Here is a 12133-nt window from a genome sequence, read left to right as displayed (position 1 = left end):
TGTCTCTGGTGCCACGCTCGTCCGAACCGCCCCGTCCGCCGCCGTCCGCCCCAAGGACTCCGCTTTGCGCCCCTCTACCCGGCCGACCGCACTGGCCCTCGTGGTCACGGCGGCCCTCACCGCAGCCCTGAGCGCGTGGGCGACCTTCGCCGCTCCCGAATCGGCCAGGACCGCGGTGGCCTGGGGCTCCGGCGGGGCCGCCGTGCTGCTCGTGGCCGCCGTCACCACCGCCGTCCACGCCCGGGCCCTGGTGCGCCGGCTCCGCGAGACGCACGCCGCCGAGAGCGGCCGGTTCACGGCGGAGGTGTCCCGGATGGTCTCGGCCTCCGCCGCCGAGGCCCAGAAGTTCACCGCGGAGAACGCCCGCGTCAAGGCCGCCGCCGCCGCCGAGGCGGCGAAGGCCAAGGAGGAGGCCGAGGCCGGCGCCGCCCGCCTCACCGCCGAGAACGCCCGGCTGAAGGCCCGCGCCTCGCGCGCCGAGACCGAGCGCTCGGCGGCCCTCACCGCCTGCGCCAACGCGGCCGGCCGGATGCAGGCCCTGGCCACGAGCATGCTCGCCGACCTCCGCGAGATGGAGCACCGGCACACCTCGGAGGACGTCCTCGCCGACCTGCTCCACCTGGACCACCGCACCGCCCAGGCCGGCCGCCTCGCCGACTCCATCGCCGTGCTCACCGGCGCCCGCTCCGGGCGGCGCTGGGCCAAGCCCATCGTCATGGAGTCCGTGCTGCGCGGCGCGATGGGCCGGATCAGCGGTTACCAGCGCGTCCGGCTCCACTCCACCAGCGACGTCGCCGTCGCCGGCCACGCCGCCGAGGGCGTCATGCACGCCCTGGCCGAGCTCCTCGACAACGCGGCGAACTTCTCGCCGCCCACCGCCGAGGTCCATGTGTACGTGGAGGAGGTCCCGGCCGGCATCGTCGTCACCGTCGAGGACAGCGGCCTCGTCATGAGCGACGTGCAGCTGCGCCGGGCGGAGCGCGCGGTCGCCGCCGACGACACCGACCTCACCGGCCTGACCGGCACCCGCCTCGGGCTCGCCGTCGTCGGCCGGCTGGCCCGCAAGCACGGGCTGACCGTCTCGTTCCGCCCGTCCGCGCGCGGCGGCACCGGCGCCCTGATGATGCTCCCGCAGGAGATCGTCACCCGCACCACCGCGGCCCGGACCGCCCCGGACACCTCCGCCCCCGCGCCGGCCACCTCGCCCGCCTCGGCGTCCACCGCCACCGCCGCCGCTTCCGCTTCCGCTTCCGCCGAGCCCGAGCCCGTCCACACCCTGGGGACGGACCCCGCCGCCCGGCCCGCCGCCCCGGAGCCGATGCGCTCCGACTCCGCCTCGGACACCACCGGCAATCTGCCGAAGTTCGGCGAGAGCGGCCTGCCCAAGCGTTCGCGCGGGCGCACCCTGGCCGCCGCCGAGGCCAGGGCCCGGGCCACCGCCGCCGCCGAGCCCGCGGGGGACGCCGACGCGGCGGACGACGCACCCGACCCCAAGGCCCGGGCGGCCCGCTTCAGCAGCTTCCGCAACGCCGTACGGCCCGACTCCCCACCCCCGGAGGGCAACTCCCGATGACCGCGACCACCGACGAGAAGCTCAACTGGCTGCTGGAGGGGCTCCTCGAACGGACCCCCGGCGCCCGGCACGCCCTCGTGCTGTCGAGGGACGGCCTCAAGCTGTGCCGCACCCCCGAGCTCTCCGTCGACCAGGCCGACCAGCTCGCCGCGATCTCCGCCGGCATCCAGAGCCTGTCCCACGGCGCCTCCGTGGAGTTCGGCAACGGCAGCGGCGGGGTCCGCTCCGCGATGGCCGAGTTCTACGGCGGCATCCTGTTCATCGTGGAGGCGGGCGCCGGCGCCCATCTCGCGGTCGTCGCCGCCGAGAGCGCGGACGTGGGCCTCGTCGGCCACAACATGAGCGAGCTGGTCGAGCAGCTGGGCGAGCACCTGGTCGCCCCGCCGCGCGACCCCGCCGACGCGGTCGCCGCCGCCCGGGGCACGGCCGTATGACGCCCCGCCCCCGCCCCGGCAGGGACGACGCGCCGGACCGGCTCTACACCCTGACGGGCGGCCGCACCCGGTCCGACTCCGCCGCCTTCGACCTGGTCACGCTGGTCGTCGCCGAGTGCGAGCCGGCCCCCGGCATGCAGTCGGAACACGTGGCGATCCTGCGGATGTGCGAACGGCCCACCGCGGTCGTGGAGATCGCCGCCGATCTCGATCTGCCCGTCAGCATCGTGCGCATCCTGCTCTGCGATCTGCTCGACACCGGCCGGATCAGCGCCCGCCACCCGCGTACCGCACGCGTATCGGACCGGCTCCCCGCCCCCGACATCCTGGAACAGGTGCTCGTTGGACTCCGCAACCTCTGACCGCGCCGCCCTGAGAGCGACGGCCGACAACGGACTGAAGATAGTCGTGGTCGGCGGCTTCGGGGTCGGCAAGACCACCATGGTCCGATCCGTGAGCGAGATCCGTCCGCTCAACACGGAGGAGACGATGACCCGCGCGGGCGAGGCGGTCGACCACCTCGACGGCGTCGGGTCCAAGACGTCCACCACGGTCGCCTTCGACTTCGGCCGGATCAGCCTGGACGAACGCTCGGTGCTCTACCTGTTCGGCGCGCCCGGCCAGGAGCGCTTCTGGTTCCTGTGGGACCGGCTGTTCTCCGGCACCCTGGGCGCCGTCGTCCTGGTCGACACCCGGCGCCTGGCCGATTCCTGGTACGCGATCGACCGGCTGGAGCACCACGGCACGCCGTTCATCGTGGCCTGCAACGACTTCGGCGGCCCGCTCCACACCGAGCAGCAGATCCGGGAGGCGCTCGACATCTCCCCGGACGTCCCGCTGGTGGAGTGCGACGCGCGCGACCGGTCCTCCAGCAAGTACGTGCTGATCACCCTGGTCGAGCACCTGCACCGGCTGTCCGCCGCCCGCGCCGGGGAATCCGCCGACGCTGCGGCGGCCCCCGACGCCGGACGGACCGCGCCCGCCGACGGCGCCCCCGCCCTGACCCCGGAGCCCACCCCGTGACCGGATGCCCCCACGCCCCGGGAGCCGTTCCGCTGTCCGGCCCCCGGTTCCAGGGCGAACCGGCGGCGCTCTACCGCGAGCTGCGGCGCGACCACGGACCGGTCGCCCCGATCGTGCTGCCCGGCGACGTACCGGCCTGGCTCGTCCTCGGCTACCGCGAACTGCACCAGGTCACCGGGGACCCGGCCCTCTTCACCCGCGACTCGCAGCTGTGGAACCAGTGGGACGCGATCCCCGACGACTGGCCGCTGATGCCGATGATCAGCCGGACCCAGCCGTCGATCCTTTACACGGTCGGCGAACGCCACAGCCGCCGGGCGGCCGTGATCTGCGAGGCGCTGGAGGCCGCGAACCCCTTCGAGCTCAAGAAGAGCACCGAGGAGTTCGCGGACGAGCTCGTCGACGCGTTCTGCTCGGCCGGCTCGACGGACCTGATCGCCGATTACGCGATGCTCCTGCCCGTACGCGTACTGGCGAAGCTGTACGGCTTCTCCGACGACAAGGGCCCCGCCCTCGTCACCGCGATGAACGACATGATCAACGGCGGGCCCACCGCGCTGGCCGGCCAGCGGCACATCGCCGGCTCCGTGTACGCGCTGCTCGCCGACCGGCGCGCCGAGCCCGGGGACGACGTCGCCTCGCGGATGCTCGCCAACACCGCCGGGTTCACGGAGGAGGACGTGGCCCGCGACCTCATGGTGATGATGGCCGCCGGGCACCAGCCGACCGCCGACTGGATCGGCAACTCGCTGCGCCTGATGCTCACCGACGACCGCTTCGCCGCCTCGCTCTCCGGCGGCCGGCACAGCGTCGGCGAGGCCATGAACGAGGTGCTGTGGGAGGACACCCCCAGCCAGAACATCGCCGGGCGCTGGGCCGCCCGCGACACTCACCTCGGCGGCCGCCACATCAAGGCCGGCGACCTGCTCGTCCTCTCCCTCGCCGGGGCCAACGCCGACCCCCAGGTCCGTACGGACGGCTCCACGCTCACCGGCGGCAACAACGCGTTCTTCTCCTTCAGCCACGGCGAGCACCGCTGCCCGTTCCCGGCGCAGGAGACCGCCGAGGTCATCGCCCGTACGGCCATCGAGGTCATCCTCGACCGGCTCCCGGACGTCGACCTCGCCGTCCCCGCCGAGCAGCTGACCCGGCGCCCCTCCCCCTGGCTGCGCGGCCTGACCGACCTGCCCGTGACCTTCACGCCGACCCCCGCTCTCGGAGGCCCCAGATGACCGCGCCCACGACCGAAGCGACCGACCGCATCGTCCTCGACCCCTTCGTCACCGACCTCGCGGGGGAGAGCGCCCGGCTGCACGCGGCGGGCCCGCTCGCCCGGGTCGAGCTGCCCGGCGGCGTGCCCGTCTACAGCGTCACGCACTACGCGGAGGCGAAGGCGCTGCTCACCGACAGCCGCCTGGTCAAGGACATCAACGTCTGGGGCGCCTGGCAGCGCGGCGAGATCCCGCTCGACTGGCCGCTCATCGGCCTGGTCAACCCGGGCCGCACCATGCTCACCGCCGACGGCGCCGAGCACCGCCGCCTGCGCGGCCTGGTCGCGCAGGCGCTGACCGTGCGCCGGGTGGAGCGGCTGCGCGAGGGCATCGAGGCCCGTACGAAGGTGCTGCTCGACCGCCTTGAGGAGCACGCGGCGGGCGAAACGGTGGACCTGAAGGCGGAGTTCGCCTACCCGCTGCCGATGAACGTGATCAGCGAGCTGATGGGCATCGACTCGGCGGACCTGCCCCGGATGAAGGAACTGTTCGACAAGTTCTTCTCCAACATGACGCCCCGCGCCGAGGTCCCGCAGATGATGGCGGACATCCACACCCTGTTCTCGCGCATCCTGGACGAGAAGAAGGGGGCCCCCGGCGACGACCTGACCGGGGCGCTGCTCCTGGCCTCCGAGGACGGGGACCACCTCACCGACGACGAGATCCTCAACACCCTGAAGCTGATCATCGCGGCGGGGCACGAGACGACGATCAGCCTCATCGTGAACGCGGTGGTGGCGCTGGAGAGCCACCCCGAGCAGCGGCGGGCGGTGCTGGCCGGCGAGGTGGGCTGGGACGGGGTGATCGAGGAGACGCTGCGCTGGTCGGCGCCGACCTCGCACATCCTGATCCGCTTCGCCACGGAGGACATCGCGGTGGGCGACCGGGTGCTGCCGAAGGGCGAGGGCATCATGATCTCGTTCGCGGCCATCGCGCACGACGAGGGCCAGTGGGGGGCGTCGGCCACGGAGTTCGACGTGACCCGCTCCCCGAACCGCCACATCTCCTTCGGACACGGCCCGCACGTCTGCCCGGGCGCCGCGCTGTCCCGCCTGGAGGCCTCGGTGGCGCTGCCCGCGCTGTACGCCCGTTTCCCGGAGCTGTCCCTGGCCGTCCCGGCGTCCGAGCTGCGCAACAAGCCGATCGTCACGCAGAACGACCTGTACGAACTCCCGGTCACGCTGCGCTGACACGTACGCACGGAGGAACGCACGGATGTTCCTCCGACGACCACGAGTCGGAAGCCCTGTCTCATCCGACGGACAGGGTGCGTGGCCTCCGCACCGAGGCGTTACGCTCCGACTCGTGGCCGACATCCAGATTCCCGCTGACATCAAGCCCGCAGACGGGCGCTTCGGCGCCGGTCCCTCCAAGGTGCGGACCGAGGCGCTCGACGCGCTGGCCGCCACCGGCACGTCTCTGCTCGGTACGTCCCACCGCCAGGCCCCGGTGAAGAACCTGGTCGGCGCGGTGCGCGAGGGCGTACGCGACCTCTTCTCCCTCCCCGAGGGCTACGAGGTGATCCTGGGCAACGGCGGCTCCACCGCCTTCTGGGACATCGCGACGCACGGTCTGATCGAGTCGAAGTCCCAGCACCTCAACTTCGGTGAGTTCTCCTCGAAGTTCGCGAAGGCCGCCAAGCTGGCCCCGTGGCTGGCGGACCCGACCGTCATCGCCTCCGACCCGGGCACCCACCCGGACCCGCAGGCCGAGGCGGGCGTCGACGTCTACGCCTTCACGCACAACGAGACCTCGACCGGTGTCGCGGCGCCGGTCAAGCGCGTCGCGGGCGCCGACGAGGGCGCGCTCGTCCTGGTGGACGCCACCTCCGGCGCGGGCGGCCTCCCGGTCGACATCGCCGAGACGGACGTCTACTACTTCGCCCCGCAGAAGTCCTTCGCCTCCGACGGCGGCCTCTGGATCGGCGTCTTCTCGCCGGCCGCCCTGGAGCGCGCGGCCCGCGTCCACGCCTCGGGCCGGCACATCCCGGAGTTCTTCTCGCTGCCCACGGCGATCGACAACTCGCTGAAGAACCAGACGTACAACACCCCGGCGCTCGCCACGCTCTTCCTGCTGAACGAGCAGCTGACGTGGATGAACACCCAGGGCGGCCTGGACTTCACGACCGGCCGCACGGCCGCCTCCTCCGGCCACCTCTACGGCTGGGCCGAGGAGTCCAAGTACGCGACCCCGTTCGTCACCGACCCGGCCAAGCGCTCCCAGGTCATCGGCACGATCGACTTCGCGGACGAGATCGACGCCTCCGCGATCGCCAAGGCCCTCCGCGCCAACGGCATCGTGGACACCGAGCCGTACCGCAAGCTCGGCCGCAACCAGCTCCGCGTGGCGATGTTCCCGGCGATCGACCCGGCGGACGTCCAGGCCCTGACGGCCTGCATCGACTACGTGATCGAGAAGCTGTAGCCCGTACGCCCCGGAACGGCCCTGCGCACCGCGAGGTGTGCGGGGCCGTTTCTGCTTCACTCGACCCTACGATGATGTTCTCGCCACCAGCCGTCCCGGGAGGCCCTCGATGTCCGCAGCAGCCGTTGGCGCCGACCACGAGCGGGAACTGCTCAACACAGCGGACAAGCTCGCGGACCTGCACCCCGGCTACCGTTTCGAGATCATCGGGGGAGTCGTCACCGCCGCCCCGCTCCGGGACGGCCCGCACGCGAATGCTCTGACCACGGTCATGATCGCGCTCTTCGAAGCCGGGCTCGGCGACGAGGAGACGAAAGTCCTCCAAGGCATCGGCCTCTGGCTGCCGAGCGGTCCGGAGGACTACGCGATCCCCGACCTCGCCCTGGTCGACAGCGACTTCGATGAGCACCTGATCGAGTACAACTGCTACGACCCCGCAATCTTCCGCCTGGTCCTGGAGGTCACCTCCAGCAACTACAACCTGGACCTCCGGCACAAGGTCGCCGCGTACGCCGAGGCGAAGATCCCCGTGTACGTGATCCTCGACCGGAGGCACGACCGCGTCCACGTCCTCACGGAACCGCTGGGCAGCTCGTACGACCGCCACGAGGTGTACGCCCCCGGCCGGCAGGCACCGCTGCCCGCATCGATCGGCGCCGAGGTGAGCCTCGATGTCGCCGAACTGATCCAGGCGGGCCGCGCCAAGCCCCGCACCCCGGACGCCTGAGGCGCTAGAGGCCCAGCGCCCACCGCTCCTCGCCGTCCTCCCACTCCCCCGTCCGCGCCAGGCCGGCCCCGGCGGCCACGGCGGCGGAGGCCGCGTGCTCGGGGTGGATGTGGGCGGTCACGGCCGTCACGCCCGCCTCCCCCAGATGCGCCACCAGCCCCCGGGCCGCTTCCCCGGCGTACCCCCGCCCCTGCCACGGGACGCCCACCACCCAGGCGATCTCGGCGCGGTCGCCGCGCACGGTGGCCTGCACGTACCCCACGAGACCGGCACCGGCCCGCAGCACCCAGTTCCACCACAGCTCGCCCGCGTCCGGCGAACCGGCCGTCTGACGTGCGTACCGCGCCCGCAGCGCCTCCGGGGTCTCCGGGGCGCCCCCGGTGAAGGCGTGCAGGGCCGGGTCGGCCAGGACGGCGGCCATCTCGTCCGCGTACGCGACCCGCAGGGGCAGGGCCGCCAGGCGGGGCGTGGCGAAGGGGTCGGGGGTGCGGTGGCTCATGGTCCGGGGACCTTACGCGAAACGCCTGCGGGGTGCCCGCCGCCCGGATGAGCGCGGGGGCGTACGGGCGGACCATGGAGGTATGGATACGGTCCCGCAGCTCAAGCCCTTCGTGAAGCAGTACACCGTCCTGCTGAGCACGCGGCGGCAGGACGGGACGCACGCCGACACCCCGGTGCACATCGCGGTCGAGGGCGACCACGCGTACATCCGGACGTTCTCCTCGGCGTGGAAGGTGGAACGCATGCGCAACCACCCGGTGGTGCGGCTCGGCCCGTGCACCGTACGCGGCCACCCCACGGGCCCGCAGATCGAGGCCCACGCGCGCCTCCTCCCGGCGGGCTCGAAGGAGAACACCCACGCCTCGCGGATGCTGTCCCGCAAGTACCCCGCGACGCAGGGGGTCCTGGTCCCGCTGACCCACCGGCTGAAACGGGACCGGACCCTGCACTACGAGATCCGGCCCATCGAAGAGGGGTCCTAGGCGTCGCGCCGGCGCACCGCCCACCACCCCGCCGCCAGGGCCGCCGCCGCCCAGAGCGCGGTCACCGCGAGACCGGTCCAGGGGCCGGGGCCGCCGGCGGGGTCTTGGTGCAGGATCTGCTGCCCGGCCCGGTCGGGCAGATAGGCGGCCGCACCCCCCGCGATGTCGCCGACCACGAAGGACACGATCAGGAGGAACGGGACGAGCAGGCTGAGCACCGCGACGGCGCTGCGCAGCAGGAACGAGAGCCCCGTTGCGAACAGGGCCATCAGCGCGAGGTAGATCCCGCCGCCGACGCAGGCCCGCAGGGCCCCCGGCTCACCGAGGCCGATCGCGTGCTCGCCCGGGAACGCCTGGCCCACGAAGAAGGCCGCGAACGCGGTGACGAGTCCCACGCCGAGCGCGGCAGCCCCGACGATCGCCGTCTTGGCCGCGTAGAAGAGGCCCCGGCGCGGCACCGCCGACAGGGAGATCCGCAGGGCGCCGCCCACGTACTCGGCGGAGACGGCGGTCGCGCCGAAGGCGACCGCCGCGATCTGGGCGAAGTTGAGCGCGTAGAAGGCACCGAAGACCGGGTCGTCGCCGCCGGCCTCCGCCCGGCCCACGGTGGCGAAGACGAGCACGGTGACGGCCAGTGCGGCGGCGAAGACGGCGAGGAGCGATCCGAAGCTCGCCCGCACCGACCTGATCTTGATCCACTCGGAGTGCAGTACCGCGGTGACGGACATGGTCAGACCCCCTCGGACGCGGCCGGAGCGGACGCGGAAGACGCGGCGGTGAACTCCGCGTCGGCGGACGTGAGCGCGAGGTACGCCTGCTCCAGCGACGCACGCTCGTCGGCCAGTTCGAGAACGGAGACGCCCTCGCGCGCGGCGGCGACCCCCACGTGCTCGGCGGTGGCCCCGTCCACCAGCAACCGGCCGTCGCCGTCCTCCGTGACCGTGTGCCCCCGGGCCAGCAGCGCGGACCGCAGCCGGCCGGGATCAGTGGTGCGTACGCGCACCCTCGGGTGGCTGTGCCGGCCGATGAAGTCCGCCGTCGGGACGTCGGCGAGGAGCCGGCCCCGGCCGAGGACGACCAGGTGGTCGGCGAGCACGGCGGTCTCGTTCATCAGGTGACTGGAGACCAGGACCGTACGGCCCTCGTCGGCGAGGCGGCGCAGCAGATGGCGCATCCAGATGATCCCTTCCGGGTCGAGGCCGTTGGTGGGTTCGTCCAGCATCAGGACGGGCGGGTCGCCGAGGAGCGCGGCGGCGATACCGAGCCGCTGGCGCATGCCGAGCGAGAAGGTCCGGATGCGGCGGTGCGCGACGGCGGTGAGACCGGTCTCCTGGAGGACCTCGTCCACACGGCGGGCCGGGAGGCGGTTGCTGACCGCCAGGAACCGCAGATGGTCCCGGGCCCGGCGGGTCCCGTGAGCGGCCTGCGCGTCGAGCAGGGCGCCGACCGTGCGCAGGGGTTCGGGGAGCGTCGCGTACCGGTGGCCGCCGACCGTGACGGTGCCGGAGGTGGGGCGGTCCAGGCCGAGGACGAGCCGCATGGTGGTGGACTTGCCGGCGCCGTTGGGCCCGAGGAAGCCGGTGACCCGGCCCGGTTCGATGGCGCACGTCAGCCGGTCGAGGGCCCGGGTGCCGCCGTACTCCTTGGTGAGTTCCTTGACGTCGATGCTGGTCATGGCCCCAGCGTGGCCGGGGCGGGCGGGGGCGGGCATCCCCCGCCCGGGGAGGGCGCCTCCCCCGCGCGGGGGAGGACGGCGGCCCGGACCGCTCTGCCACGATGGCGGCATGCCGGGCCTCCTCCTCCAGCCGCTGACACGTGCGGTGACCTACACCCGCTGGCTGCATCTGCTCGTGGGCGTGATCGTGCCGCTCGTCTGCGGCGCGGTCTATCCCGGGCTGAGCGATCCGTCGCCGCGCGACTGGCTGTTGATCGCGGTCCTGCCGCTCCCGCTGGTCCTGGCCGCCGCCCTGGTGCCCTCGATCCGCCGTGCGGAGGGGTTGCAGGCGCGGCTGATGCTGTTCCCCGGACCGCATGCCCGCACCGGGAGCGACGAGGACCCCGGCGTCTCCACCGCCCCGGCCGCCTCCTGGAGCGACCGGGCGCGGACGGGCGTCTGGCTGGTCCTGCGGCTGGAGACGGGTCTCGCCCTCACTCTGGTCACCAACACGCTGCTGGCGCTCGCGCTGACGCTCACCGGGGCGGCCGCCGGGGAGCCGGGCCGCATCTTCCCGCTCCCGTACACGACGGGCACGAGCCCGTGGTACGCCCTGCTGGTGCCGGTGCCCGTACTGGTGCTGGTGCTGGTCTCCGCCGGGGCGGGCGCGCTGATGGCCCGGGCCGCCCGCCGCCTGCTCGGCCCCTCGGTCAAGGAGCGGTTGACGGCGCTGGAGCGGCGCACCGAGCGTCTGCTGGAGCGCAACCAGATCGCCCGCGAGCTGCACGACACCCTGGGCCACGCGCTGACCCTGGCCGTCGTGCAGGCGGGTGCCGCGCGGACGGCGGGCGACCCGGCCTTCACCGACCGGGCCCTCGAGGCCATCGAGGAGACGGGCCGGGCCGCGCTGGAGGACCTGGACCGCGTGCTGCTCGTGCTCCGTGACGGCGGAGGGCCGGTGGCCGCCCGTCCGGCGCTGGACGAGGCGGCCCGGCTGCTGGACTCGGCGCGGTCCTCGGGCGCGCGCATCGACGCCGAGGTGACGGGGGCGCTGGACCGGGTGCCGGGACCGGTGTCCCGGGAGGCGTACCGGATGCTCCAGGAGGCCCTGACCAATGTGCTGCGGCACGCGGGCCCGGTCCCGATCGGCGTGCGGATCGCCGTGGAGGCGGCCCGGCTGCGGCTGGAGGTCCGCAACCCGCTGCCCGGCCCGGAACCCGTGGCCGGATCGGGCGGCGGCGGTGGCAGAGGGCTGCGCGGCATCCGGGAGCGCGCCACGCTGCTCGGGGGCGAGGCCGGTGCGGGCCGGCAGGGCGGGGACTGGCTGCTGCACGTCGATCTTCCCCTGTAGCCGCTCCGCTCGCTGATCTACTCTGGCCGGATGCCCCTGTGCGTTCTCCTGGTCGACGACGAGCCGCTGGTACGGGCCGGGCTGCGCGCGGTGCTGGCGGCCCAGCCGGACATCGAGGTGGTGGGCGAGGCCGCCGACGGGGCCGCCGTGGTGCCCCTGGTCCGGCGACTGCGCCCCGATGTGGTCGTCATGGACGTGCGCATGCCGCTGATGGACGGCATCGAGGCCACGCGGGCGGTGCTGCGCACGATGGCGGACCCGCCGAAGATCGTGGTGGTGACGACCTTCGAGAACGACGAGTACGTGTACGGGGCGCTGCGCGCCGGGGCCTCCGGCTTTCTGCTCAAGCGGGCCCGGCCGGCCGAGATCGTGCACGCCGTGCGGCTGGTGGCCGAGGGCGACTCGCTGCTGTTCCCGGCGGCGGTGCGGCAGCTGGCCTCCGCCTACGGCCGGGACCCCGGCAACGCCGCCGCCCGGGCCGCCCTTGAGCGGGCCGGGCTGACCGAGCGCGAGAGGGAGGTCCTGCGGCTGATGGCACGCGGCCTGTCGAACGCGGAGATGGCCGGGCGGCTGATCGTGGGGACGGAGACCGTGAAGTCGCACGTCAGCGCCGTACTGGCGAAACTGGGCGCGCGGGACCGCACCCAGGCGGTCATCGCGGCGTACGAGTCCGGTTTCGTGGCCCCGGAGTGA

Annotated in this window: 14 protein-coding genes; 11 read left to right on the top strand and 3 right to left on the bottom strand. The window is 73.6% G+C overall.

The window, feature by feature from the left end:
* Positions 1-64: 64 nt before the first annotated feature.
* The 8 genes from ACFUJY_RS11290 to ACFUJY_RS11255 all read left to right on the top strand — a co-directional run bounded on the left by ACFUJY_RS11290 (position 65) and on the right by ACFUJY_RS11255 (position 7452).
* Positions 65-1573, top strand: a complete 1509-nt coding sequence (locus tag ACFUJY_RS11290; protein ID WP_383297659.1) for a sensor histidine kinase — start codon at positions 65-67, stop codon at positions 1571-1573.
* Entirely contained in the window at positions 1570-2007 is a 438-nt protein-coding gene (locus ACFUJY_RS11285) for a roadblock/LC7 domain-containing protein (protein ID WP_383297657.1), read from the top strand. The genes ACFUJY_RS11290 and ACFUJY_RS11285 overlap by 4 nt, the downstream gene beginning before the upstream one ends.
* Positions 2004-2369 (top strand): DUF742 domain-containing protein, encoded by a 366-nt coding sequence (locus tag ACFUJY_RS11280; protein ID WP_161211670.1) that lies wholly within the window; start codon positions 2004-2006, stop codon positions 2367-2369. Before ACFUJY_RS11285 ends, ACFUJY_RS11280 begins: the two co-directional genes overlap by 4 nt.
* The gene (locus ACFUJY_RS11275) at positions 2350-3030 is read left to right on the top strand and encodes an ATP/GTP-binding protein (RefSeq protein ID WP_383297655.1); all 681 of its coding nucleotides are present in this window, start codon (positions 2350-2352) and stop codon (positions 3028-3030) included. The genes ACFUJY_RS11280 and ACFUJY_RS11275 overlap by 20 nt, the downstream gene beginning before the upstream one ends.
* Positions 3027-4262: a cytochrome P450 gene (locus ACFUJY_RS11270; protein ID WP_383297653.1), complete on the top strand. Its 1236-nt coding sequence runs from the start codon at positions 3027-3029 to the stop codon at positions 4260-4262. Before ACFUJY_RS11275 ends, ACFUJY_RS11270 begins: the two co-directional genes overlap by 4 nt.
* Positions 4259-5491 (top strand): cytochrome P450, encoded by a 1233-nt coding sequence (locus ACFUJY_RS11265; protein WP_383297651.1) that lies wholly within the window; start codon positions 4259-4261, stop codon positions 5489-5491. The genes ACFUJY_RS11270 and ACFUJY_RS11265 overlap by 4 nt, the downstream gene beginning before the upstream one ends.
* A gap of 115 nt (positions 5492-5606) precedes the next feature.
* Complete coding sequence (gene serC, locus ACFUJY_RS11260; RefSeq protein WP_383297649.1) at positions 5607-6725, top strand: phosphoserine transaminase; 1119 nt, start codon at positions 5607-5609, stop codon at positions 6723-6725.
* 109 nt (positions 6726-6834) lie between these two features.
* On the top strand, positions 6835-7452 hold the full coding sequence (locus tag ACFUJY_RS11255; RefSeq protein WP_383297647.1) for a Uma2 family endonuclease: 618 nt from the start codon (positions 6835-6837) through the stop codon (positions 7450-7452).
* Positions 7453-7456: 4 nt separating this feature from the next.
* On the opposite strand, the gene ACFUJY_RS11250 is transcribed toward ACFUJY_RS11255, so the two are convergent.
* Positions 7457-7951 (bottom strand): GNAT family N-acetyltransferase, encoded by a 495-nt coding sequence (locus ACFUJY_RS11250; protein ID WP_383297645.1) that lies wholly within the window; start codon positions 7949-7951, stop codon positions 7457-7459.
* Between the two features lie 82 nt (positions 7952-8033).
* On the opposite strand from ACFUJY_RS11250, the gene ACFUJY_RS11245 reads away from it, so the two are divergent.
* Positions 8034-8435 (top strand): PPOX class F420-dependent oxidoreductase, encoded by a 402-nt coding sequence (locus ACFUJY_RS11245; RefSeq protein ID WP_383297643.1) that lies wholly within the window; start codon positions 8034-8036, stop codon positions 8433-8435.
* Here the strand turns inward: ACFUJY_RS11245 and ACFUJY_RS11240 are convergent.
* Both ACFUJY_RS11240 and ACFUJY_RS11235 read right to left on the bottom strand, forming a co-directional pair.
* Positions 8432-9163 (bottom strand): ABC transporter permease, encoded by a 732-nt coding sequence (locus ACFUJY_RS11240; protein WP_383297641.1) that lies wholly within the window; start codon positions 9161-9163, stop codon positions 8432-8434. The two genes, ACFUJY_RS11245 and ACFUJY_RS11240, sit on opposite strands and share 4 nt — an antisense overlap.
* Before the next feature lie 2 nt (positions 9164-9165).
* Complete coding sequence (locus ACFUJY_RS11235; protein WP_383297640.1) at positions 9166-10110, bottom strand: ABC transporter ATP-binding protein; 945 nt, start codon at positions 10108-10110, stop codon at positions 9166-9168.
* A 109-nt stretch (positions 10111-10219) separates the two neighbouring features.
* Between ACFUJY_RS11235 and ACFUJY_RS11230 the strand changes: the two genes are divergently transcribed.
* Both ACFUJY_RS11230 and ACFUJY_RS11225 read left to right on the top strand, forming a co-directional pair.
* The gene (locus tag ACFUJY_RS11230) at positions 10220-11440 is read left to right on the top strand and encodes a sensor histidine kinase (protein WP_383297638.1); all 1221 of its coding nucleotides are present in this window, start codon (positions 10220-10222) and stop codon (positions 11438-11440) included.
* 30 nt (positions 11441-11470) lie between these two features.
* On the top strand, positions 11471-12133 hold the full coding sequence (locus ACFUJY_RS11225) for a response regulator (RefSeq protein WP_383297636.1): 663 nt from the start codon (positions 11471-11473) through the stop codon (positions 12131-12133).

Origin of the sequence: Streptomyces sp. NPDC057249 (assembly GCF_042669245.1) — a bacterium.
Lineage (GTDB): Bacteria > Actinomycetota > Actinomycetes > Streptomycetales > Streptomycetaceae > Streptomyces.
Note: the sequence above shows the minus strand (reverse complement) of the source record. Positions and strands in the feature narration are given on the sequence as shown.